The organism is Rhodococcus sp. JS3073 (assembly GCF_026810085.1).
Lineage (GTDB): Bacteria > Actinomycetota > Actinomycetes > Mycobacteriales > Mycobacteriaceae > Rhodococcus_F > Rhodococcus_F wratislaviensis.
Window position 1 is genome coordinate 2,636,486 of record NZ_CP113951.1, and the last position, 24,495, is coordinate 2,660,980.

The window sequence follows — 24,495 nt, forward strand, 5'->3', positions numbered from 1 at the left end:
GGTGCAGGGCCCCTCTTCTGTCGTCGGGTCAGCGGTTGATCACGGTGTGCGGATGCGCGTAGGGCAGCGAGTCCGCCGGTAGCGGGAACTCGGTGTCCTCGCCGAACGGGGACAATCCGCCCGCACGGCTCGACGACAGTTCGGTCACGGCGCTATCTCCATCGGCGGTTTCGGGCCACCCTGGATCCACGTACTGCTTCTTCGAATTGTTAGCCACGGTGCCATTTTGACAGGAGCGTTCGGCGACGTACAGCCCAGGTCTCTAATCTGATAGTCGATGACCGACACCGACGACGCCACCGCGAGCACCAACGGCACCGCTGCCTCCCCCCGCGGCGCCGCGACCCTCGCGGATTGGCTGGCCGCGCGCAGCGACGCCGAACTGACGGATCTGCTCCGCAAGCGCCCCGACCTGGCGGTCCCACCGCCGGCCACGATCGTCGTCCTCGCCGGCCGCGCCGAACAGCGGGCATCGGTGGCCCGCGCGGCCGACAACCTGACGTCGCTGGACTTCGGCATCCTCGAACTCCTGGCGCTCGAACGGGCCGACGAGGTCGCCGTGCCGCGGGCCACCCTGCAGGATGCGGTGGGGTCGCGGGCGACGAAGAAGACCGTCGACGCCACGCTGGACGGCCTGCGGTCCGTGGGGATCGTCTGGGGTGACAAGACGTCGCTGCGCATCGTTCCCGCTGTCGTGGCCACCATCCCGTGGCGGGTCGGGCGCAGCGCCGAACCCGTCGAGACGCTCGACGAACCCGGGATCACGGCCGCGCTGGCCGGCCTGCAGAGCGTCGAGCGGGACATCCTCGAGACGCTGTCGAAGTCGAGTTCGATCGGACGGACCCGGGACGCGGCCCCCGGAACACCCCCCGACCGTCCCGTGCAGCGGCTCCTCGCCGCCGGGCTGCTGCGGTGGATCGACGAGGAAACCGTCGAACTGCCCTATCAGGTGCGGCAGGTCCTGCGCGGGGAGGCCGTCTTCGACCCCACCTCGCTGGCCCCTCCCACCGTGACCGGCCGTAAGCACAAGCCGACCGACATCAATGCCGCCGCGGCAGGTGAAGCGCTCGAACTGGTTCGCCACTGCGAGGACGTCGTCAAGGCTCTCGGCGAGGTCCCGGCGCCCGCGCTGCGGGCGGGTGGTCTCGGTGTCCGCGAACTGCGGCGGATCGCCAAGACGTCCGGCATCGACGAGAACAGGCTGAGCCTGCTCGTCGAACTTCTCTCTGCCGCGGGACTGATCGCGAGCGGCACCCCGGACCCGGCCCCGACGACCGACAGCGGGGAGAACTACTGGGCCCCGACCACCGCGGTCGACAACTGGCTCACGGCGCCGGTCGCCCGGCGGTGGCACGCTCTGGCCGCGGCGTGGCTGGAACTGCCGCGCATGGCGTGGTTCATCGGCATGCGCGACGCCAACGACAAACCGGTCGCCGCGCTGTCCGAGGAAGTGCGCGCGCCGTCCGCGCCGCGCGACCGGCAGGCGATCCTCGGATTGCTGGCGGAGCTGGGCAGCGGACACTCTGCGGATCCCGCGGAGGTCAGCCGACTGCTGGCGTGGCGTCGCCCCCGCTGGGGTGCCCGGCTGCGGGTCCACGCGGTGGATCGCACCCTCGACGAGGCCGCGACGCTCGGACTCGTCGCCCGCGGGGCACTCAGCTCACCCGGACGCGCACTGCTCCACGGCGGCGACGCCGAGGCCGAGATGCACGCGTCGCTGCCCGAACCCGTCGACCACGTCCTCGTCCAGGCCGACCTCACCGTCGTCGCCCCCGGACCGCTGACACCGGAGCTGCTCGAGCAGATCACCCTGGTCGCGGACATCGAATCCGCCGGTGCGGCGTCGATGTACCGGATCAGCGAAGACAGCGTCCGGCGCGCCCTCGACGTCGGGATGACGGCAGCCGAACTGCACAGCCTGTTCGCCACCCGGTCGCGCACACCCGTTCCGCAGTCGCTGTCGTATCTGATCGACGACGTCGCGAGACGGCACGGCCGGCTCCGGGCGGGAGTCGCGGCGTCGTTCGTCCGCTGCGAGGACCCCACGCTGCTCGCGGAAGTCCTGGCGTCGCCGGTCGCTGCATCTTTGGCCCTGCGCGCGTTGGCTCCGACGGTCGCGGTGTCGCAGGCACCGCTGCGGGAAGTACTGGGCGAACTGCGGGCTGCCGGTTTCGCGCCCGCAGGCGAGGACTCGTCCGGCGCCCTGGTCGACCTGCGTCCCCGCGGCGCCCGGGTCCTGACCCGGCGCAAGGCTCCCGCCGGCCGCACCCCGGCCGTCGCCACGGATGCCCAGCTCGACGCGGTCGTCCGAACTCTCCGCGCAGGTGACCTGGCCGCGTCGGCCAAGGGTTCCGGCAGCATCCGGTCCGACGGGTCGCGCGCCAGCAGCGCCGCGACCATCGCCCTGCTCAACGCGGCGGCGCGGGAACGCACCAGCGTGACCATCGGGTACGTCGACGCGCAGGGCGTGGCGACGCACCGCATCGTCGATCCCGTGAGCGTCGGCGGCGGTCAGCTCGACGCGTTCGACCCGGCGAGCGGCGCGGTCCGGCGGTTCACCCTCCACCGCATCACGTCGGTCGCCCGCGTCGTCTGACCCGTGAGTACTTGTTAACCACGGGCGGTTAACAAGTACTCACGGGTCAGATAACGATTCTGCGCAAACGCCGAGGAATTCCGGGGCGCGCAATACCGTGATGCTGGTATGTACCTGGCCGGGGACGATTACCAGGAGGCAGAACCGTGATTGTCACTGCAACGAAGCCGTCACATGGTTGGTTACGAAGCGTCGTCCGGCTCATGGTTGCCGTGGTGATCCTGCCGCTGGCGTTCGTCCTCGTCGGCGGCGGAACGGCGTCCGCAGACCCGTACAGCCGTCTGCGCGAGCACTGGGTCGACGCCCCCGGCGGGGTCGGGCAGATCAAAGTACGCATGTGGCTTGCGAACAACGGCAGCAACAAGGCCCTGTACCTCCTCGACGGCCTCCGCGCGACCAACGACGTCAGCGGGTGGGAGCACGAGACCAACGCCGCGTGGCTGTCCGATCACGGGATCACCGTGGTCGAACCGGTCGGCGGGCAGTCCAGCTTCTATACGGACTGGTACGCGCCCAGCAACACCAACGGTCAGCCGTACACCTACAAGTGGGAGTCCTTCCTCACTCAGAACCTGCCCGATTTCCTGGCGAACAACTACGGCATCAGCCGCACCAGCAACGCCATCGCCGGACTGTCGATGGGCGGCAACGCGGCGTTGATCCTCGCCGCCTACCACCGCGACCAGTTCACGTTCGCCGGCTCGATGTCGGGGTACCTGAACCTGTCGGCGCCGGGCATGCGTGAGGCGATCCGGGTGGCGATGCTCGACTCCGGCGGCTACAACTCCGACTGCATGTGGGGTCCGCCGTGGGATCCGGCGTGGCTCCGCAACGATCCGTTCGTCGCCGCGCCGCTGCTGCGCGGACTACCGATGTGGGTCTCGGCGGGCGCCGGCCTCCCGGGCCCGCACGATCAGCCGCAATCAGCCATCGACGTGTTCAACGTCGGAACCGGCATGGGCCTCGAGGCCATCGCGCTGGCCCAGAACCGTGCGTTCCAGGTGCGGCTCGACACCCTCGGCATTCCCGCGCACTACGACTTTCCGGCGACGGGAACCCACAGCTGGGGATACTGGCAGGACCAGCTGTGGGCCATGCTGCCGATGATGAAAGCGTCGATCGGCGCCTGACCGTGGCCTCCGGCCCCGTGAGTACTTATTAACGTCCGGCGGTTAATAAGTACTCACGGGCGGCGAAGCCGCATAGGCGTCCCAGAGCTCGCGGTAGACGCCCCCTCGTTCCAGTAGCTCCTCGTGCGTCCCGACTTCCGCGACCCGTCCGCCGTCGAGGACCACCACCCGGTCGGCTCGCGCCGCGGTGCTCAACCGGTGCGCCACGACGACGGTGGTGCGCCGCCGGGACAGGTTCTCGGTCGCGAGCCGGACGCGGTCCTCGGTGGCCAGGTCCAGTGACGCCGTGGCCTCGTCCAGCAGCAGGATGTCGGGGTCCACCAGTTCGGCGCGGGCGAGTGCCAGCAGCTGGCGTTGTCCGGCCGACAGGTTGCGCCCGTGCTCCCCGATCGGCTGCAGGTATCCGAGGGCGAGCCCGGACACCATCTCGTGCGCCCCGACCGCTCGGCTGGCGGCCTCGACCTGCGCGTCCGACGCGTCGGGGCGCCCGTAGGCGACGGCGTCGCGGACGGTGGCGCCGAACAGATGCGGCTCCTGCGGAACCACACCGAGTCGCTGCCGGAACGACGCGAGGTCGAGCGACCGGGTGTCGATGCCGTCCACCCGCACCGCGCCCTCCGTCGGGTCGTAGAACCGGGCGAGCAGCTTGAGCACCGTCGACTTGCCCGCGCCGGTCTGACCTACGAGGGCGACGGTCTCGCCCGGTTCGATGCGAAGCGCTACCCCTCGCAGGGCCTCTCCCTTGCCGGACTCGTACGCGAAGTGGACGTCGTCGAACACGATTCCGCCCTGGATGCGGTCGAGGACGATCGGATCGTCCGTCTGCGGGGTGGTGGTCGGTGTCCTCATCAGCCCCCGCAGTCGGCCCAGCCCGATCACCGCCTGCTGATACCCGTCGAACACCTGCGAAAGCTGTTGCACGGGAGCGAAGAACAGTTCGACGTAGAGCACGAAGGCAATCAGGGTGCCGACGGTGAGTGACCCTGCATGGATCCGCGCCGTACCGGCCGCGAGCACCAGCCCGGTCGCCACCACCGACAGGAACTCGACGAACGGAAAGTACAGGGCCATGTACCGCTGGGCCCGTAGCCGCGACTCCCGGAAGTCCCAGGCCCGCCGGGCGAACTGGACCGCGTTGTAGTCTTCGCGCCGAAATGCCTGCGTGACGCGGATATTCGTCACATTCTCCTGCAGATAGGCGTTGACGATCCCGACGCGATCACGGGCCTCCGCGTAGGCGGGCACGGACTTTCGGCGGAACACCACGGTGGCCGCGACGAGGATGGGCACCACGAGGACCAGCACGAGGGCAAGTTCCGCATCGATCACCAGGAGTGCCACGAGAACACCGGAGATCGTCAGCGCGCTGACCACCGCCGTGGCCAGACCCGTCTGCAGGAAGTTGGACAGACTGTCGACATCGGTGGTCATGCGTGTCATGATCCGGCCGGCCAGTTCTCGTTCGTAGTACTGCAGACCGAGCCGCTGTAGTTGCGCGAACGTCTTGACCCGCAACGTGTACAGCAGCCGTTCGCCCGTCCGCCCGGTGACCCGCGCCTGGGCGATGTTGACGGCCCAGTCCAGCAGCACCACCAGAATGGTCGCGGCCGCCGCGAGCAGCAGCAGGTCGCGGGCGCCTTGCAGCACTCCCCGATCCACCCCGGTACGGACGAGGACCGGCACCGCGATCTGCGCGACGGCGTCGAGCCCGACGAGCGCCAAGCCCGCGCCCAGCGGCAGGAGAAGCGGCCGCAGCAGCGAGCCGAGCCCGAACGCCGGGTCGGCGGCCCTGGCCTCGTCCGCGGCGACGTCCGGGTCGCCTGTGAGTGGCGGCAGGTCGTCGAGCCGAGCCATGACTTCGGGGCTGGGCGGCGCCGACGAGAGGATTCCGCCCGACGCGCCTCCGCGCGACGGTCCACTGGCGCCCGCGGCCGCGGTCGCGAAAGCCGCTGCGGCTCTGGCGTCGAACATCCCGGATGCCTCGTCGCCGTCCTCCCGGCGCCACAGTTCGGCGGTGACACCGTCGACGTCCGGCGGGTCGGGTGACGGGTCCGGAGCGGTCACGTCGTCCGCGCTCGACAGCAGCGCGCGGAACAGCGGGCACCGCTCGTCGAGTTCGGCGCTCGTGCCCACATCGACGATGCGACCGTCCGCCAGGACCGCGATGCGGTCCGCCAACGCGAGCGTCGACCGGCGATGCGCAATGATCAGGGTGGTCCGTTCGCTGGTCGCGACGCACAGTTCGTGGTGGATGGCGGCCTCGACACGGGCGTCGACCGCCGATGTCGCGTCGTCGAGCACCAGGATCCGCGGATCGGTCACCAATGCTCGGGCGAGGGCGATCCGCTGCCGCTGACCACCCGACAACGTCACCCCCTGCTCCCCCACGACGGTGTCGAGCCCGTCCGGAAGCGCGTCGACGAATTCCTCCGCCTGCACCACTCGGAGCGCCTCACGCACCAGTGTCTCGTCGGCATCCGGCCGGCCGTAGGACACGTTGGCGCGGATTGTCTCGGACATCAGGTAGCTGTCTTCGAAGACGACGCCGAGCGCGGAGCGCAGCGATTCGAGCGACAGCCGGCGGGTGTCGATCCCCCCGACGGTGACCGCACCCGCGTCGGCGTCGTACAACCGCGGAACGAGCATGGCCAGAGTCGACTTTCCCGACCCGGCGGCACCGACGACCGCCACCGTCTCCCCCGGTGCGATCCGCAGCGACAGTCCGTCGAGTAGGCGGTTCGACGGATCGTATCCGAAGGCCACGTCGTCGAACACGACCTCGAGCGGCCCATCTGGCAGGTCCACGGCGCCGGGTGGGGTCGTGACTGCCGGGGCGTTGTCGATCACCTCGCGGACGCGCTCGACGCTCGCCCGGCCCTGTTGGCTCACGGTCAGCAGCGTCGCGAGCTGTCGCACGGGCGAGGCGAACGACGCCAGGTACGTGGTGAAGGCGACGAACGTGCCGAGCGACAGCGTGCCGTGCAGCGCGAGCCATCCTCCGAGCGCCAGGACCAGTGCCTGCCCGAGCATCGGGACCGCCTGCAGTGCAGGGTTGTACCGGCTGGTCAGGCGTGCGACGCGCAGCCGGGATCGGAACAGGTCGCCGGCCCGCTTCTCGAGGTCTTCGAGTTCGCGGCCTTCCTGGCCGAATCCCTTGACGACGCGCACCCCGGTGACGGCGGCTTCGACTCCCCCGGCCACGATCGCTGCCTGTTCCTGGGCGTGCCAGTTGGCGGGAAACAGGTCGACGCGACTACGCATGGAGATGAACCACAGCGCAGGCAGGACGGCGAGAGCGACCAGGGTGAGGATCGGCGACAGCACGGCCATCACGGCCAGGGAGATCGCGAACATCAGCAGGTTCCCTGCCATGTGCGGCAGTAACTGCAGGAGCATCTGGATCAGCGTGATGTCCGAGATCGACCGGCTGACCACCTGCCCTGTCTGCAGTCCGTCCTGCTTGACGCCGTCCAGCCGCAGCAGGGATCGGAAGGCGTCGCCCCGCAGGTCGTACTGCACCCCGAGGGACAGCTGCCCGGACCGGTACCGTCGCGTGTAGGCGGCGGCGAAACGGAGCGATGCGAGGGCGATGAGCACCGCGATCCACGGCGCCAGTGCATGATTCGTGTCTACCGCGGCATTGTCGATCACGTGCCGGACGGCCAGCGGAATGGTGGCGGTGGCGGCGGGCGCCACCGCCGCCGCCCCGTACGCGAGAACGAGATTGCGCCGCTGACGCAGACAGTATCCGAACAGGTACCGCAGCCAGCCGGCGTTCTCCCCCGGAGCTCCCGTCGTCACTGCGCAGACACCAGCGTGGAATCCTTCTCGACCGCAAATTGATTGGCGGGCCGCGGCAAACCGTAGTGCCCGCGCAGCGTGGTCTCGGTGTAGTCGGTGCGGAAGAGTCCGCGTTCCTGCAGAATCGGGACCACGGAGTCGACGAACTTCTCCAACCCGGACGGGAGGACCGCGGGCATGATGTTGAAACCGTCGGCGGCGCCGTTCCGGAACCAGTACTCGATCGTGTCGGCCACCTGCAGCGGGGTGCCCGCGAACGTGCGGTGACCGCGACCACCACCGAGTCGCCCGATCAGCTGCCGGACCGTGAGCTTTTCGCGGCGGGCGAGGTCCACGATCAGCGTGTACCGGCTCTTCGCGCCCTCGATCTCGTCCTCGGACGGCAAGTCCTCGGGAAGTTGCTCGTCGAGCGGGAGTTGCTCCGGTTCGAGATTGAACCGCTGCGCCAGCTGCTTGCGGGCGTATTCCGGCGAGATCAACCTTTCCAATTCGGCCTCGAGTTCGCGGGCCTCCTCTTCGGTGTCCCCGATGACCGGCACGATGCCGGGCAGGATCAGCACCTGCTCGGGGTCCCGGCCCAGTTTCGCGACACGGTCCTTGACGTCCGCGTAGAACGCCTTCCCCTCGTCCAGGGTGGGCTGGGCGGTGAAGATGGCCTCCGAGTACCGGGCGGCGAAATCCTTTCCGTCCTCGGACGATCCCGCCTGCACGAGCAGCGGGTATCCCTGCGGCGACCGCGGCACGTTGAGTGGTCCCCGCACCTTGAAGAACCGGCCCTCGTGTTCGATGACGTGCACCTTGGCGGAGTCGGCATGGATCGCGACCTCCTTGTCCGCGACGATGGCGTCGTCCTCCCAGCTGTCCCACAGCTTGGTGGACACCTCCACGAACTCCGCGGCCCGCTCGTACCGGCTCCGGTGTGCGGGAGTGTCGTCGAGCCCGAAGTTCTGCGCCGCATCGGCGCCGGCCGTGGTGACGATGTTCCAGCCTGCGCGTCCGCCGCTGACGAAGTCGAGGGACGCGAACCGCCGCGCCAGGTTGTACGGCTCGTTGTAGCTGGTCGACGCGGTCGCGATCAGGCCGATCTTCTCGGTGGCCGCGGAGATCGCCGTGAGGATGATCGTCGGCTCCAGCTTGCCGCTCGGCCTGCGTTCCGGATTGCTGAACAGCACCGGGCTGTCGGCGAGGAACACCGAGTCGAACTTTCCGCGTTCGGCGGTCTGCGCCAACGAGATGTAATGCTTGATATCGAGATTGGCGTTCGCATCGCTCTCGGGCAGGCGCCAGGCGGCCTCGTGGTGGCCGATCGCCATCAGGAATGCGTTGAGATGGAGCCGGCGCTGTGGGGACGAACTCATGGTGTAACTCCCTTACTGTGCCGCTACCTCGACGCCGAGGGCGCCGAGCAGCGTGTTGCGAAACTCGTGGAACTTGCTGTCGCCGAGCGCTCTCGGCTTCGGGATGTCGATGATCTCGTCGACGACGATCTGCCCGCGGTCGAGAACGAGCACCCGGTCGGCGAGCGCGATCGCTTCGTCGACATCGTGGGTGACGAGCAGGACGGTCGGGCGGTGGCGACGGATCAACTCCTGCAAGAGGGCGTGCATCTTGATCCGGGTCAGCGCGTCGAGGGCCCCGAAGGGCTCGTCGGCCAGGAACAGTTCGGGCTCGCGGACCAGCGCTCGCGCCAGCGCCACGCGCTGTTGTTCACCGCCGGACAATTCGCTGGGCCACGCCTTCTCCCGACCGGCGAGGCCCACCTCCGCGAGGGCCGCCGCACCCTTACTCGTGCCGGTGCGGCCCAGTCCGAGCGTCACGTTGTCCAGCACCCTCAGCCACGGCAGCAACCGTGAGTCCTGGAACGCCACCGACACCTCCTCGGGCACGGTGAGGGTTCCGCCGCGGCCCTCGACGTCGTAGTCGAGGCCGGCGAGCGCCCGGAGCAGCGTGCTCTTGCCGGACCCACTCTTGCCGAGCAGGGCCACGAACTGGCCTTCGGGAATGTCCAGGTCCAGGCGGTCGAGGACGGTCTTGTCGCCGAATCCGCGGACGAGGGACCGCACCTGCACGGCGGCGGGTTCTAGCCGGCGAGCGTCTTGCGCCATGACAGCGACCGCCTTTCGACGTAGCGGAGGACGGAGTCGGACAGGAGACCGAAGATGCCGTAGACCGCGAGCCCCACGAGAATCACGTCGGACTGTCCGTAGTTCTGCGCGTTGTACATCATCTTCCCCAGACCGGTCACCGCGTTGATTCCCTCGACGACGATGAGGGTGAGCCAGGCACCGGTCACCGAGAGGCGCAGTCCCAGAAAGAATCCCGGCATCGCACCCGGCAATACGACCTTGCGGATGAACGTGGCCCGGGACAACCCGAGGACCTCGGCGAGTTCGACGTAGCGGTTGTCGATCGACGTCAACGAGTTGTGCGTCTGGATGTACATGTGGACGACGACACCGAGCGCGATGATCACGATCTTGAACGTCTCGCCGATGCCGAGCCAGAGGATCAGCAGCGGGATCAGGCCGAGCGTCGGGATGGCACGTTTGAGCTGGATCGGCCCGTCGATCAGCGCGTCACCGGACCGCGTCAGACCGGCGACGACGGCCAGGGCCGTACCGATCACCACGCCGAACGCGAAACCGATGGCGGCACGGCTCAACGACGCGAGGACGTGTTCCTGCAGGATGCCCGTGGAGATCAGGTCGACGGCCGTGGTGACCACGGTCCAGGGCGCCGACAGCTTTCGTGCGTCGATGAAGCCGGTCAGGCTTCCCACCGCCCACACCGCGAGGAGGAGCAGGACACCGGCAAGCCGGGCGAACGGGAACGCCTTACGCAACCCGAGCCGGCGGATCTGCCGATCGGCGGCGCCGGGCCCGGGCCTCTCGACACCGGGGGCGACAGTACGTGCCAGTACGGCTGCGGGCGCGGAGAGAGTACTGGTCATTTCTGCACACCGCCCCGGTACTCGGCCGGAACGGCGTCAGCGGCGACCGTTTCGAATCGGCGGTCGAACAACTCGTTGGCATCGAACTCGCTGAAATAGCCTGCATCGGAGAGCAGTTGGACGGTGTCCTGCGTCCACTCGACGGCCGCGTCCCAGTTGGCCGGGTAGACCGGGCGCTGCCCGACGGAGGCGACGATGCGCTTCCCGTCCTCGGCCGATACCTGTTCACTCTCCACGTAGTACTTCTGGATCCAGGCGTCCTGGTTCTCCCACGCCCAGATCTCCCCGCGCGCCCAGAACGGAATGAACGCCTTGATCGCCGCGGCCTTGGCCGGGTCCTGGAGGACCTCCACCGGCGCCCAGAGCACCGTGAGCGCATCCACGGCGTTCGTCGCCAACGCCTTCGCTCCGTCCGGCCCGTACTGGTTCAGGTACTTCGTCACCGTCGGCTCCGACAGCGGCGCGACGTCCACCTGCTTCGACTGCAGTGCGGTGAGGAACTGCGGGCTGGGGAGCTCGACGAGTTGGACGTCCTCCGTGGTCAGACCCTGCGCCTTCAGCGTTCGCAGGATCACCACGCCCTGGGCCTGCCCGGGTGAGAACGCGATCTTCTTGCCCCGCAGGTCCGGCAGTTCCGTGATGTCCGAGCCGGGAGCGGTGGCCAGCAGGTACTGCGGCTGCTCCTTCTCCCGGACCGCGACGATCTTCGCGTCGAGCCCGGTGGCGTGCGCCTGGATCGGCGGGATCGCGGCGTTGGTGGCCAGATCGACCGCGTTGCCCCGGAAGGCCTGGATCACGTCGGGACCGGCACTGACGTCCGGCCAGTCCGACACGGTGAACGGGAGGTCCGCGAGCTGGTCGGTCGCCTCGAGCTGAAGCCGGGTGGTCTTGATCGACACGCTGAGCGAGGTTCCGTCCGGAACCTGATCGGGCACAGCATCATCGAGAGACAGCCCGCCGGAGGAACCGGACGAGCAGGACGCGAGCCCGAGCGCCACGACGCCGGCGAAGGCGGCGCGGGTGAGGCGCCGATACCCGGCGGAAGACACGAGTGAACTGGACATGATTGATCCTTCGAAGGATGTGATCTCCGGTCGGGCACACCGGACACGGTCGGTCGGGTGCCGCAGAGGAGCGAGAAAGGAAGAACGGAACGGTGTTTCGAGCGTCCGCCGGGGTCAGCGCGGAGACGTCAGATGCGACCCGGTCGCGTGCGGCGACAACAGGACTCGGAGCGACACGAGAAAGTACGCACGCTGTCCGCCATGGTGGTGTTCACACCAATATCCTTGCGATCCAGTGCAATCGACGTCAACATTGCTTCCCACCGAATTAACTCCGGCTCTGTGATACATGTCACGATATGCCGGCCAGCGGCCGCACGAAGCTGGTGAGAGGTGCCCGGTAGAGCTCCGCGAGGATCACCGAGCCGGCGGATACCGGCAATGCCCTCCCGGGAAAACTGGTGGACAGCACCGACAGAGAGGGGTCGTCACACGTCGCCGACGACTCCCCGACTGCCCGCCGAACCGTGTCGAGGGTCCCCGGAATCCGGCTCACGCCTTGGTCGCAGACGATCAGAACCTCGGGATTGAACAGATCGAGCAGACGCGCCGCCACCACCCCCACGCCGTGCGCCCGTTCCTCGAACAGTGCCAGGGCCGCCGGCTGCCGACGTCGCCCCGCGTCGAGAAGGTCGCCGAAGACCGGCCGCTCGATGATGCCGAGCTGCATCGCCCTGCGCACCAGCACCCGATCCGACAGGGTGGCCTGCACGCATCCGGTACGCCCGCAGGTGCACTCCTCGACACTGTTCTCGACGGGCACGTGCGCCACCGCGCCTGCCGCCGCGCGAGGACCGTGGTGGACCACGCCTCCGGTCGCGAACGCAGCGTCCACCACGTTCCCGACGAAGAGCTGCACGACGCTGTCCCGCGCCCTCGGCTCCCCGAACAACACCTCGGCGTCGATGAGGGCGCGCGCGTGCGAATCCATCCGAACGTCGAGCCCCGTGCGGTGCTCGAGATCCGCCCGGACCGGGTACCCGTTCCACCCCGGGATCGGATGCTCACGCACCACACCGGATTCGGAGTCGATCCAGCCGCCGGCCGCGAAACCGACGCCGATCGGGACGGACACGTCACCGTGCCCTGCGGCCAGCGCCTCGAGGGTCGTCACGGCGTTCCGCAGGATCTCGGCCGGTCCCAGCCCGAAGTGCGGATCGCGGGATCGCGCCAGCACCCGCCCGCGGAGGTCGAGCAATGCAGTGGTCACGTGGGTGATCGCCAGATGGATTCCGTAGACGACGTAACGGGTGTCGTCGAGGTCCACCGGCACATGTGGCCGTCCCAACCCGGTGGGGCCCGCGATCTCCGGCAGTTCCCGCAGTAGGCCGCGTTCGACGAGCTGTGCACTGGCGGTGGTCACCGTCGCGGGTGAGAGCCCGGTGACCCGGGCGATCGTGCTGCGCGCGATCGGCCCGCGGTCGAGGACGGTACGCAGCACCGTGCCCGCGCTGGCGCCGGAACGACCGGCACCACGCCGGGTGTCGGGCTGGGTTCGCGCCATCGTTCCCACCTTCCCCGCGCGCCGTGATTTGCTTGATCTCGAACGCTATCGAAGGGGAACGTGCACTTCAACGGACCAGATACCCGTGAATTTAACTCCCGTGAGTACTTGTCAGCGCCGGGCGGTCAATGAGTACTCACAGGACCCTAGCCACCGAGATTGACCTCGATGCAATAGGTGCGCTCGGGTTCGGAGAACGCGATGGGGAATGCGTTGTCGAACTCGTTGCAGAGGGTCTCGTCGTTCTGGCCGTCCGCGCGTCTGACGACCTTGACGGTCTGCATGTCGGTGCAGTCGGACGGCACGATCCGGCCGTCGTCCTCGAGCAGGTAGCAGGACCCCTCGATCATGTTCGGAACGAGGCAGAGCGTGGTCTGCACGTCGTCACCCTCGCTCACGAGGGTGTAGGAGAAGTAGTCCTCCGCGCACTGGACGTCGCCGTCGTTCTTCTGCGCCACCTCGTACGTGGCCTCGCTGTCGGAGCAGTCCCGCTTCTCGTGTGAGGTGTCGGCCGCGGTCGTCGACGCGGACTCGAAGAAGAGGCAGTCGCCGACGTCGAGAGCGTTCTTGTCGGCGCTCTTGACGGCGAACACAGCGAACGCGGCGATGGCGGCGAGGATCACGACGGCGACGACGCCGAGGGTGATGAACAGCCCCTTCCGCGATTTCTTCGGCGGCGGCGGATACTGGCCGGGCGGGTACTGGCCAGGCTGCTGCCCGTACTGGCCGGGCGGATACTGGCCGGGTTGCTGGGCGTATTGCCCCTGCGGGTACGGCTGCTGCGGGTACTGGCCCTGCTGGTACGGCTGCTGCGGCCCACCCTGCGGGTACGGTTGCTGCGGGTTGTTCGGCGGTTCGCCGGGGACGTTCGGATCGCGACGGTGGGGGTCGTCGGGGGGCTGGGTCATCGCGAGCCTCGTCTCTGGGTCGATCCATCCGGCTGCCCCTCAATTTAGGCCCCGACCGCCGCGGATGTGCAGGTATCGGGCCGCGTCGAAGGCCGCGACGTGGCGCGGTGTCGCTCAGATCAGGACAATGGACAGGCTGGCTACATCCGGCACCGCATTTTCGAGGAGGCTTCCGTGACCGACGGACCGTTGATCGTCCAATCCGACAAGACCCTGCTGTTGGAGGTCGATCACGAACGCGCGAACGACGCCCGCCAGGCGATCGCGCCGTTCGCGGAACTCGAGCGCGCGCCCGAACACGTCCACACCTACCGCATCACCCCGCTGGCCCTGTGGAACGCACGCGCCGCCGGACACGACGCCGAGCAGGTGGTCGATGCGCTGGTCAACTTCTCCCGGTACGCGGTGCCCCAGCCGCTGCTGGTCGACATCGTCGACACGATGGCCCGGTACGGGCGCCTCCAACTGGTGAAGAACCCGGCCCACGGTCTGACGCTGGTCAGCCTGGACCGCGCGGTCCTCACCGAGGTGACCCGGCACAAGAAGATCGCCCCGATGCTCGGTGCCCGCGTCGACGACGACACGGTCGTGGTCCACCCGAGCGAGCGCGGCCGCCTCAAGCAGTTGCTCCTCAAGGTCGGCTGGCCGGCGGAGGACCTCGCCGGGTACGTGGACGGCGAGGCGCACGCCATCGACCTGGACTTCGACGGCACGTCCCCCGGGTCCGCGGACGGCCAGTGGCACCTGCGCGACTACCAGGAGATGGCCGCCGACTCGTTCTGGGCGGGTGGGTCCGGCGTCGTCGTCCTGCCCTGTGGTGCGGGTAAGACGATGGTCGGTGCGGCGGCGATGGCCAAGGCGAAGGCGACCACGTTGATCCTGGTGACGAACACCGTCGCGGGACGGCAGTGGAAGCGTGAGCTGATCGCGCGCACATCGCTCACCGAGGAGGAGATCGGCGAGTACTCGGGCGAGCGCAAGGAGATCCGCCCGGTCACGATCGCCACGTACCAGGTGATCACCCGGCGCACCAAGGGCGAATACAAGCATCTCGAACTCTTCGATTCCCGCGACTGGGGTCTCGTGATCTACGACGAGGTGCACCTCCTGCCCGCCCCGGTGTTCCGCATGACCGCCGACCTGCAGTCCCGTCGACGCCTCGGCCTCACCGCCACGCTGGTGCGCGAGGACGGCCGCGAGGGCGACGTGTTCTCGCTGATCGGCCCCAAGCGGTACGACGCGCCGTGGAAGGACATCGAGGCGCAGGGGTGGATCGCTCCCGCCGACTGCGTGGAGGTGCGGGTGACGCTGACGGACGCCGAACGGATGTCCTACGCCGTCGCCGAGCCCGACGAGCGGTACAAGCTGTGTTCCACCGCGCACACCAAGATCGCGGTGGTGAAGTCGATCCTGGAGCGGCACACCGACGCACCGACGTTGATCATCGGCGCGTACCTCGACCAGCTCGACGAACTGGGTGAGGCGTTGAACGCCCCGGTCATCAAGGGGTCGACCAAGAACAAGGAGCGCGAGGAACTGTTCGACCGGTTCCGGGCGGGCGAGATCCAGACGCTGGTCGTCAGCAAGGTCGCGAACTTCTCGATCGACTTGCCGGAAGCATCTGTCGCCGTCCAGGTTTCGGGCACGTTCGGCTCACGCCAGGAGGAGGCCCAGCGGCTGGGCCGCCTGCTGCGACCGAAGCACGACGGCGGCCAGGCGCACTTCTACTCGGTGGTGGCGCGCGACACGCTCGACGCCGAGTACGCCGCCCACCGGCAGCGCTTCCTCGCCGAGCAGGGGTACGCGTACCGGATCACCGACGCCGACGACCTACTGGGCCCGGCCATCGGGTAACCGCCGTCCCCCGGACCGGGGGATCTAAGCTGGGGCCGTGCGACATTTCGAGTTCACCGTCGACCGGCCCTACGCGAAGTCTGTCAACCAGACGTTCGCCGACATGCGACGCCTGCAGGTGTCGGCGATCGTGGTGGCGCTGCTGTTCGCGGCCGCCGCTGTCGGTCTGATCCTGCTCGCCCACCCCTGGTCGATCATCCTCGGTGTCGTCGTGGCGATCGCCGCACTGACGTCCGTGTGGGTGGCGTTCTGGGTGCCGAAGAAGGTCGGCAGCATCGAGGAGCTGTACGCGAAGAGCCCCCTGGTGCCTGCCGTCGTCTCGGAGGTCCATCCCCGTGCGGTCACTCTGCTGTCGCTGATCGACGTCGCGAAGCCCTCCGCGGGCCGGACGTCGTACGCGCTCGTCACCCGCAACGTCCCGATCCGTTCCGGTCAGAAGCAGAGGGTGGGCGACAGGGTGCCGTCCGTCGCACTGCTGAACGACCGCAGCACCCACAGCGACGCCGCCACGTGGGAGATGGTCAGCCCGATGCCGATCGCGTGGGGCACCCGCGACGCGGCCGTGCGTTCCCGCGCGGAGGACGCCATCGATCAGGCCGAGTGGGACTTCCTGCAGAGTCGGATCGCCGAGTCGGAGCACATCCGGACCAGCCCCGACCAGCGAGTCGCGGTGTCCGAGCACGACCTTCCGGAGGGCCTGCGCTGATCGGCCGCTAGGGTGTGTCTCCCAATGATTTGTGGTGTTGTGCTGCAGACTCTTCGGTGTGGCAGACGTTGTTGATCGGTTTGAGGTGTTGACGGACAAGCAGTGGGAGTTGCTCGCGCTGCTGTTGCCCAGTTCCGACGGGCTCCGGGGGCGGAAGTTCCGGAACAATCGTGTGGTGGTCGAGGGGATGCTGTATCGACTGCGGACCGGGTTGCCCTGGCGAGATCTCCCGTCGCATTTCGGGCCGTGGAAGACGGTGTGGAAGCGACATCGCCGCTACGCCGGAGACGGAACCTGGGATCGGGTGCTGACGGCTCTGGTCGCGATGGCCGACGCCGGCGGGAACCTGGACTGGGCGGTCTCGGTCGATTCCACAGTGGTCCGGGTCCATCAGCACGGTGCGAACGCCGCCCGCCACACAGGGGGATCTACCGAATTACACGAACCTGCGTGACGAGCCTGCCGATCACGGCATCGGCCGGTCGAGGGGCGGGTTGACCAGCAAGGCGCACCTGGCGTGCGACGGTCACGGGCGCCCGCTGTCGGTGCTGGTCGGCCCAGGCCAAGCCGGTGACAGTCCGATGTTCGCCCACGTGCTGGAGGGCATCTGCGTCCCGCGGCTCGCCGGCGGAGCGCACCGCACGCGCCCCGACGAGGTCCGGGCCGACAAGGCGTACTCATCACGGGCAAACCGGGAACTGCTGCGCAGCAGAGGCATCAAGGCGGTAATCCCCGAGAAGACCGATCAGGCAGCGAACCGGGTGAACAAGGGCCGCGCGGGCGGGCGGCCACCGAACTTCGACCCGGAGTCCTACAAGGGGCGCAACGTGGTCGAACGGGCCTTCAACAAGGCGAAACAGTGGCGTGCGGTGGCCACCCGCTACGACAAACTCGCCCTCACCTACCGCGCCGGATTCCTGCTCGCCGGCATCGTCGAGTGGCTCAAGTTATTGGGAGACATGTCCTAGGGCCAGCCTTCGGCCGGTTGCCGCGGGTCGGCGGCGAGCAGGGCGGCCACCCACGAATCACGCCGGACGCCGCGCTGCACGAGTCCGGCGCGCTGGACGCCCTCGAACCGGAAGCCGACCCGGCGGGCGACCGCCGCCGAGTCTAGGTTGCCGACGAACGCGCGCCATTCGATGCGTTCGAGCCCCATGCCGTCCGGCCGAAACGCGAAATCGCACACCAGGTTCACCGCCGTCGTCATGAGGCCCCGCGACCGTGCGGCCGGCGACAGCCAGTATCCGATCTCCGCAGCCGTCACGTCCCGCGCCATCAGGCCGATCATCCCCAGCACGGGACCGTCCTCGCGTTCCCGCAGCGCCCAGGTGGGACTGCGATCCGCCCACCCGGACGGCACCGTCTGCCGCACGAACTGCTCGGCGTCCGAGCGGGCATACGGGGCGGGCATCGTCGTCCACTCGGCTATCGACGGTTCGCTGCACGCCGCGCAGATCGCGTCGACGTCGGTGACGACCGGCGGGCTCAGCCAAACGTTGTCGGCGGCGAGGGTGACGACGAACATGCCCGCCACTCTATGCCCGGCGAACCACCCTGCCCGTCGGCACGCTGTCAGCGCAGCGCGGGCAGGACCTCCTTCTCGAACAGTTCGATGCCCGAGGTGTCGTAGGCGGCTTCGGGGAAGTAGAAGATGCCGTAGGACAGGCCCAGTTCCTTCAGCGCCGACAGTTTCTCGACGATCTGCTCCGGTGTTCCCACACCGGGCATACCGCGGAAGGCTCCCAGCGCACCTTCGGCTGCCTCGGCGCCGACGTGGGGGGTGAGCCGGTCCTTCAGGGTGAGCAACCGCTGCTCGACCTCCGCCTCGGTGGTGCCGATCGCGACGTTGTAGTTCGCCGAGCGGGTGATGGCGTCGAAGTCGGTGCCGACGGTGTCGCAGTGTTTCCGCAGGATTTCGGATTTCTGCGCGAAGCCCTCGGGCGTGCCGTCGAAGTTGGTGTACTGCGCGTACTTTGCCGCGATCTTCAACGTCACCTTCTCGCCGCCGCCGGCGATCCACAGCGGAATGCCGCCTTCCTGCAACGGAAGTGGGCGGACGATGGCTCCGTCGACCTGGTAGTGCTTGCCTTCGAGGGTTGCGACGCCGTTGGTCCAGGCCTGCCGCATGATCTGCACGCCCTCGTCGAGACGGCCGAGACGTACACCGGCAGAGGGGAACCCGTACCCGTACGCCTGCCACTCGTGCTCGTACCAGCCGCCGCCGATACCCATCTCGACGCGTCCCCCCGAGATGAGGTCGGTGGTGGCGGCGACCTTCGCGAGGTAGGCCGGGTTGCGGTAGCTCATCGCCGTGCACATCTGACCGAGACGCACCCGCGACGTGACCGCCGCGAACGCGGACATGAGGGTCCACGCCTCGTGCGTGGCCTCCTCCGTCGGTGCCGGGACGGTATGGAAGTGGTCGTAGACCCACAGTGAATCCCAGGACGAACCCTGATCGGCGCGCAACGCGAAGTCGCGCATCACCGACCACTGATCCGAGGGATCGATTCCGACGAGATCCAGACGCCAACCTTGAGGAACGAACAATCCGAAGCGCATGAAACGAATGTACCTATGCTTCCTGTTTTTCGAGCGGTGAGGAATCGGGCTCCGACGCGGGCGGCGGTGGCCACGGGGAATAGACAGGGATGAACCGGAACAGGAGTCCGGCGCCGACCAGCGCCGCTCCCCCGATCGCGGCGACGGCAGCCCCGAGCGGGACCACCGCGGCGAGCGCGCCGACCCCGAAGGGCCCGGCGAACATGCCGGTGTCGTGGGTGAGCCGCCAGGCGGCGAGGAATTCGGCGCGCGTCGCCGGTGGGGCGATGTCGGCGCCGAGCGTCATGATGACGCCGTTGCCGAGGCCGTTGCCGATTCCCATCACGACGGCGACGGCCCCGATCGACACAAGGTCGTGCGAGAGCGGCAGCACCAGGTACGACACCCCGATCACCAGCAGCGACGGCACCGCGATGAACCGGCGGCCGTATCGGTCCATGAAGTGTCCGGCCGGATACGAGCACAGCAGATCGACGGCCGCTCCGACTCCGAAGACGAGGCTGACCTGGGCGGCATCTAGTCCGAGATGGGCAGCCCACAGCGGCAGCACCGCTTCCCGCGAGGCGCGGGCCGCACCCATCAGGAGCGATCCGGCGCCGAGGGTGGCCAGCAACTTCCGGTGCCGGCGCAGAATCGACGGCAGCGTTGCGTGTGTGCCGGCGGTGCCTGCGTGGCGCCTCGGCGGGTCGGGGACCCTCGACATCAGCCACCCGGACAGCACGACGCCGACGAACTGCACCATGAACCCGCCGCGGGCGCCGACCACCAGGATCACGGCGGCTCCGAGGAGCGGTCCCACGAAGAAGCCGAGCCGCCACATCGCCGCGAACGACGACATCGCCCGAGCGCGCAGCCCGATCGGCACGGCGTCGGCCAGGTAGCTCTGGCGGGCCAGCCCCCACACGGCGTTGGCGAGCCCGGTCAGCAGTGCGCCCACACCGAGCATCCAGGGTGTCTGCGCGAGCAGACAGACCAGCACTCCGGCGGCGCCGACGGTACTGCCGCCGATGATGGACCGCCGCTCCCCGAATTTGGCGACGATCCGGCCCGCGGGCAGGTCGCCCAGGACGGCGCCGAGCCCGACGACCGCGACGATCAGCCCGGACACGGCGACGGACGCACCCAGTTCGCGGGCCGTCAGTGCCATGACCGGGGCGGCGGCCCCCTGGCCGATGCCGAAGATCGCGGCGGGGACGAAGACGGTGGTGACGAGAGGTTTCAGACCGGTCTCGCCGCTCATGCGCTCGCTTCGTCGACCGCGCCCGCGAACCGGTTGCCGATGTCCGTGAGACCGTAGTGACCGCGCAGGGTGGTCGCCGTGTACTCCGTCCGGAACAGTCCGCGCTGCTGCAGGATCGGGACGACACGGTCGACGAAGTCGTCCAGTCCGCCGGGCAGGTAGGGCGGCATGATGTTGAAGCCGTCGGCCGCACCCTGCTCGAACCACGTCTGCAGCTCGTCGGCCACCTGTTCCGGGGTTCCGGCGAACGTGCGGTGCCCGCGTCCGCCGCCGAGCAGCCCGATCAGTTGCCGGACGGTGAGCGAACCGTCCGCGGCGAGATCCTTCACCAGCTGGTACCGGCTCTTGTTGCCCTGGATCTCGTCCAGCGGAGGAAGTGGCGGAAGCGGGGCGTCGAGGGAATGCTTCGTGAGGTCGACACCGAGCATCGTCGACAGCTGCCGCAGCGAGTACTCGGGCGAGATCAGGTCGGTGAACGACTGCTCGAGCGCCTTCGCCTCCTCCTCGGTGTCCGCGATGAACGGCACGATGCCGGGCAGCACCTTCAATTCGCCGGCATTCCGGCCGTGCTTGACGACACGCGCCTTGAGGTCGCGGTAGAACTCCTGACCCTGCTCCAGGGTGCGCTGGGCGGTGAACACGGCCTCGGCGTACCGCGCGGCGAACTCCTTGCCACTCTCGGACGATCCGGCCTGTACCAGCAGCGGCCTGCCCTGGGCGGACCTCGGCGAGTTCAGCGGCCCCTTGACCCGGAACCGCGGTCCGTCGTGGTCGATGGTGTGAACCTTGCCGGGGTCGGCGAACACGCCGGTCTCCTGGTCGAGGACCACCGCGCCGTCCTCCCAGCTGTCCCACAGGGCGAGCGTGACGTCGACGAATTCCTCTGCGCGCTCGTACCGTCCGCTGTGCGCGGGGATGCCGTCGACGCCGAAGTTCGCCGCCTCGTCCGCACCGGCCGAGGTCACGATGTTCCACCCCGCACGGCCGCCGCTGATGTGGTCGAGCGACGTGAACTTGCGCGCCAGGTTGTACGGGTCGGAGTAACTGGTGGAGGCAGTGGCGATCAGCCCCACGTGTTCGGTGGCGACGGCGATCGCCGACAGCAATGTGACGGGCTCGAAGATCGCCTGCGTGTTGTGCTTGATCCGCGGTCCGACGGCGAGACCGTCGGCGAAGAACACCGAATCTAGTTTGCCCCGCTCCGCGATCCGGCCGAGTTCCTGGAAGTGCGCGACGTCCAGTACGCGGTGCGCCTCGGTACGGGGATGGCGCCACGCCGCCTCGTGATGTCCCACACCCATGAGAAACGCGTTGAGGTGGAACTGGGAATCCTGTGACATGTGGTTTTCTTTTCCGGTAAGTGACTAGACCCGCCAGCGGGACAGCCTGCGTTCGATCAGTACGAGAACGGCGTTGAGCGTCAGCCCGAGAACCGAGATGGCGACGATGCCCGCATACATGTTGGGGATCTGGAAGTTGAACTGGGAGGCCGTGATCAGGTAGCCGAGGCCGGCCTTGGCCCCGACCATCTCGGCGGCGATCAGCACGAGGATCGACGACGCCGCGGCCATGCGGATTCCGGTGAAGATGGTGGGAACGGCGGCGGGCAGCACCACTTTCTGGAACAGGCGCACGGGCGACAGTCCCAGCGAGGACGCCGACTTGATCAGCAACGGGTCGACGGTGCGCACACCGGAGATCGTGTTCAGCAGGATCGGGAAGGTGCACGCGTAGATCACCAGGGCGATCTTGGACTCCTCACCGATGCCGAGGATCAGGATGAACACGGGGAGCAACGCCAGCGCCGCCGTGTTGCGGAACAGCTCCAGGATCGGGTTCAGGAAGTCCGACACCGGGCGGTACCAGGCGATCGCGATACCCAGCGGGATCGCGATCACGACGGCAACGAAGAAGCCGATCAGGGCGCGGGAGAGGCTGGCGGACACGTGCTGCCACAGCTCACCGCTCTGAACCAGGTCGAAGAACGCCTCGACCACCGTAGTGAACGGGGGAAGGAACACCTCGTCGACGAGCCCGACTCGGGGAGCGATCTCCCACAGCGCCAGGAACGCGACGATCGCAACGGACGGCTTGAGGATCCGCCAGGCGATCGGACCCAGTGCCGCACCGGCACGCTGGACGGCACCCGGCTCCGGCGGGGTGGAAGGAGGCGTCGGAGCCGAGGTCCCGGGTCGATCGATTGCGACGGGAGCTTCCGGTGACGCGAGTGCGCTAGACATGTGCTTCCTCCTTCTCGATTACCTGTGCACGCTCCACTTCGCCGTGCAGCAGCGTCCAGATGCGGTGGCGGTAGTGCCGGAACTGCTCGTTGGACCGGACGTCCTCGCCGCTGCGGTCGATGTCGATGTCCACGAACGTCTTCACCCGGCCGGGCCGCGACGTCAGGACGGCGACCCGCTGCCCGAGATAGATGGCCTCGTCGATGCCGTGCGTGATGAACAGGATGGTCTTGCCGGTGGCCTTCCAGATGCGCAGCAGTTCGTCCTGCAGCGACTCACGGGTCTGCGCGTCGAGCGCCGCGAACGGCTCGTCCATCAGCAGCACCTCGGGGTCGAACGCGAGGCTGCGGGCGATCGCGACGCGCTGCTTCATGCCACCCGACAGCTCGTGCGGGTACCGGTCGCCGAAGCCCTTCAGGCCGACGAGTTCGAGGTAGTGCTCGGCCAGTTCGCGCCGTTCCTTCTTGGGCAGTCCCTTGGCCTCGAGCCCGAATTCGATGTTGTGCCGGGCCGTGCGCCACGGCAGGAGTGCGTACTGCTGGAAGACGATTCCGCGATCGAGACCGGGCCCTGTCACCGGCTGACCGTCGAGCAGGATCCGGCCCGATGTGGGGGTGCTGAGTCCGCCGAGCAGGTCGAGCAGCGTGGACTTTCCGCAACCACTCGGCCCGACGAGGACGAGGAATTCGCCGTCCGCGAGATCGATGTCGATGTCCTCGATCGCGGTGAACTTGTCCTTCGACCCGCGCACGTCGAACTGTTTGGTGACGTGCTCGAGGCGGAGCTTGGGCGTCTGAACCCGATCGGGGTTCGAAGCGGTGGTGCTCATTTCTGTCCTTCCAGTACTTCTCCGTCGGGCCCGCTCTCGGGCTGGAACGTGCCGTTGGCGTACGGGTTGAATTCGTTGGTGTAGAGGTCGGTTGCGGTCAACTTGCCCTCGTCGAGCTCACCGTTGCGGACGAGCCAATCGATCCAGGTCTGCAACTCCTTCTCCTGGATCACGGCCCCGGCGACGGGAATGCCGGAGCTGCGCCAGTAGTCGATGGCCTCGTCGCTCTCGTTGCGGCCACGCCTGTCGATGATGCTCTTGAACCGTGCGACGACCTCCTCACGCGGAGTCACCTGGGTCCATCGGATGGCCCGGGCCGTGCCCTGCACGAAGTCCGCAACGGCGTCCTTGTTCTTCGCCAGGAAGTCGTCGCGCACGACGTAGGTTCCGTAACTGAAGGCGCCGAACAGATCCCGGTCCGTGAACAGCGGCCGGATACCCCCACGCTCCTGGGCTGTTTCGCGGTAGATGCCGTTGATGGCAGCCACATCGATCTGACCTTCGCGCAGGGCCGTTTCGTTGTTCACCGGCGGGACGACGGTCAGCTCCACCTGCTTGATCTCGTCCTGGGTCAACCCCTGCTGGGCCAGCCACTCCCGGACGAGGAACTCGTGGTGCGCACCGAGCGTGTTCATCCCGACCTTCTTGCCGATCAGGTCGCGCGCCGAGCGGATGGGGCTGCCGTCCAGCACGAAGTATCCGGTGTACTCGCCGGCATCCGCACCGTAGGAACTCAGCACCGACGTGATCGGTGCCCCCGCAGCATTGAGCTTGACGACGGCTCCGTTGAATGCCGAGCCGAACTCGATGTCACCGGTGGCCGCCGACTGGATGTCCTGCGGGCCGCTGGTGGTGTCGCCGACCCATTCGAGCTTGATCTTGTCGTAATACCCCAGGTCCTCGGCGAGTTCGTGGAATCCCACGTCCCCGGCCCACCCCTGGTAGCGCAGGACCGTCTTCCCGTCCTCGGTGGTGGCGGTATCCGACGTGCCGGCGCACCCCGCCACTCCCGAGGCCACCGTGAACAGTGCTGCGGTCGCCGCGAGGGCGCGCACGGCGCCGCGCCGGAACCGGGAGTGGGACATCGACGTCACTTTCTTCTCGTGGGGAC

The 24,495-nt window shown here is 68.2% G+C and carries 20 protein-coding genes; 5 read left to right on the plus strand and 15 right to left on the minus strand.

Translation table 11 applies throughout. The features are described 5' to 3' along the window. Positions 1–28: 28 nt before the first annotated feature. Positions 29–217, minus strand: a complete 189-nt coding sequence (locus OYT95_RS11815) for a hypothetical protein (protein WP_025431899.1) — start codon at positions 215–217, stop codon at positions 29–31. Positions 218–277: 60 nt separating this feature from the next. Between OYT95_RS11815 and OYT95_RS11820 the strand changes: the two genes are divergently transcribed. Together OYT95_RS11820 and OYT95_RS11825 are read left to right on the plus strand one after the other, a co-directional pair. Then, the gene (locus tag OYT95_RS11820; protein WP_268791531.1) at positions 278–2,596 is read left to right on the plus strand and encodes a helicase-associated domain-containing protein; all 2,319 of its coding nucleotides are present in this window, start codon (positions 278–280) and stop codon (positions 2,594–2,596) included. Positions 2,597–2,742: 146 nt separating this feature from the next. Continuing rightward, positions 2,743–3,726, plus strand: coding sequence for an alpha/beta hydrolase (locus tag OYT95_RS11825; RefSeq protein ID WP_268791532.1), 984 nt, complete (start codon positions 2,743–2,745; stop codon positions 3,724–3,726). A gap of 42 nt (positions 3,727–3,768) precedes the next feature. Here the strand turns inward: OYT95_RS11825 and OYT95_RS11830 are convergent, their stop codons facing one another. From OYT95_RS11830 to OYT95_RS11860, 7 genes are all read right to left on the minus strand, one after another. Continuing rightward, positions 3,769–7,527 (minus strand): ABC transporter ATP-binding protein, encoded by a 3,759-nt coding sequence (locus tag OYT95_RS11830; protein WP_268791533.1) that lies wholly within the window; start codon positions 7,525–7,527, stop codon positions 3,769–3,771. After that, the gene (locus OYT95_RS11835) at positions 7,524–8,885 is read right to left on the minus strand and encodes an LLM class flavin-dependent oxidoreductase (protein WP_037234576.1); all 1,362 of its coding nucleotides are present in this window, start codon (positions 8,883–8,885) and stop codon (positions 7,524–7,526) included. The genes OYT95_RS11830 and OYT95_RS11835 overlap by 4 nt, the downstream gene beginning before the upstream one ends. Before the next feature lie 12 nt (positions 8,886–8,897). Further along, entirely contained in the window at positions 8,898–9,632 is a 735-nt protein-coding gene (locus tag OYT95_RS11840; RefSeq protein ID WP_037234578.1) for an ABC transporter ATP-binding protein, read from the minus strand. Further along, on the minus strand, positions 9,608–10,477 hold the full coding sequence (locus tag OYT95_RS11845; RefSeq protein ID WP_268791534.1) for an ABC transporter permease: 870 nt from the start codon (positions 10,475–10,477) through the stop codon (positions 9,608–9,610). Before OYT95_RS11845 ends, OYT95_RS11840 begins: the two co-directional genes overlap by 25 nt. After that, positions 10,474–11,541, minus strand: a complete 1,068-nt coding sequence (locus OYT95_RS11850; RefSeq protein WP_037234583.1) for a PhnD/SsuA/transferrin family substrate-binding protein — start codon at positions 11,539–11,541, stop codon at positions 10,474–10,476. Before OYT95_RS11850 ends, OYT95_RS11845 begins: the two co-directional genes overlap by 4 nt. A gap of 292 nt (positions 11,542–11,833) precedes the next feature. Next, positions 11,834–13,045 (minus strand): ROK family transcriptional regulator, encoded by a 1,212-nt coding sequence (locus tag OYT95_RS11855; RefSeq protein ID WP_037234586.1) that lies wholly within the window; start codon positions 13,043–13,045, stop codon positions 11,834–11,836. A 146-nt stretch (positions 13,046–13,191) separates the two neighbouring features. Further along, complete coding sequence (locus tag OYT95_RS11860) at positions 13,192–13,953, minus strand: LppU/SCO3897 family protein (protein WP_112301163.1); 762 nt, start codon at positions 13,951–13,953, stop codon at positions 13,192–13,194. A gap of 174 nt (positions 13,954–14,127) precedes the next feature. Here OYT95_RS11860 and OYT95_RS11865 point away from each other — a divergent pair, with 174 nt between their 5' ends. From OYT95_RS11865 to OYT95_RS11875, 3 genes are all read left to right on the plus strand, one after another. Beyond that, on the plus strand, positions 14,128–15,807 hold the full coding sequence (locus OYT95_RS11865) for a DNA repair helicase XPB (protein ID WP_005244182.1): 1,680 nt from the start codon (positions 14,128–14,130) through the stop codon (positions 15,805–15,807). A 37-nt stretch (positions 15,808–15,844) separates the two neighbouring features. Beyond that, a complete protein-coding gene (locus OYT95_RS11870) occupies positions 15,845–16,513 on the plus strand; it encodes a DUF3239 domain-containing protein (protein WP_128639870.1) in 669 nt (222 codons plus the stop codon). Between the two features lie 58 nt (positions 16,514–16,571). Beyond that, positions 16,572–17,481, plus strand: a protein-coding gene (locus OYT95_RS11875; protein ID WP_268791535.1) for an IS5 family transposase whose coding sequence is annotated in 2 segments (ribosomal slippage) — positions 16,572–16,928 and positions 16,930–17,481 — 909 coding nt in all. Because the reading frame shifts where the segments join, the coding sequence is not laid out codon by codon here. On the opposite strand, the gene OYT95_RS11880 is transcribed toward OYT95_RS11875, so the two are convergent. The 7 genes from OYT95_RS11880 to OYT95_RS11910 are packed head-to-tail and all read right to left on the minus strand — an operon-like array spanning position 17,478 to position 24,469. Continuing rightward, complete coding sequence (locus tag OYT95_RS11880; RefSeq protein WP_112301351.1) at positions 17,478–18,038, minus strand: GNAT family N-acetyltransferase; 561 nt, start codon at positions 18,036–18,038, stop codon at positions 17,478–17,480. The two genes, OYT95_RS11875 and OYT95_RS11880, sit on opposite strands and share 4 nt — an antisense overlap. A 47-nt stretch (positions 18,039–18,085) precedes the next feature. After that, entirely contained in the window at positions 18,086–19,075 is a 990-nt protein-coding gene (locus tag OYT95_RS11885) for an LLM class F420-dependent oxidoreductase (protein ID WP_037234594.1), read from the minus strand. A 13-nt stretch (positions 19,076–19,088) separates the two neighbouring features. Then, on the minus strand, positions 19,089–20,315 hold the full coding sequence (locus OYT95_RS11890) for an MFS transporter (RefSeq protein ID WP_128639872.1): 1,227 nt from the start codon (positions 20,313–20,315) through the stop codon (positions 19,089–19,091). Beyond that, entirely contained in the window at positions 20,312–21,655 is a 1,344-nt protein-coding gene (locus OYT95_RS11895; protein WP_128639873.1) for an LLM class flavin-dependent oxidoreductase, read from the minus strand. The genes OYT95_RS11890 and OYT95_RS11895 overlap by 4 nt, the downstream gene beginning before the upstream one ends. Positions 21,656–21,679: 24 nt before the next feature. Continuing rightward, on the minus strand, positions 21,680–22,555 hold the full coding sequence (locus OYT95_RS11900; protein ID WP_037234603.1) for an ABC transporter permease: 876 nt from the start codon (positions 22,553–22,555) through the stop codon (positions 21,680–21,682). Beyond that, positions 22,548–23,384, minus strand: a complete 837-nt coding sequence (locus OYT95_RS11905; RefSeq protein ID WP_005244194.1) for an ABC transporter ATP-binding protein — start codon at positions 23,382–23,384, stop codon at positions 22,548–22,550. Before OYT95_RS11905 ends, OYT95_RS11900 begins: the two co-directional genes overlap by 8 nt. Beyond that, positions 23,381–24,469, minus strand: a complete 1,089-nt coding sequence (locus OYT95_RS11910; protein WP_268791536.1) for an ABC transporter substrate-binding protein — start codon at positions 24,467–24,469, stop codon at positions 23,381–23,383. Before OYT95_RS11910 ends, OYT95_RS11905 begins: the two co-directional genes overlap by 4 nt. Between the last annotated feature and the right edge of the window lie 26 nt (positions 24,470–24,495).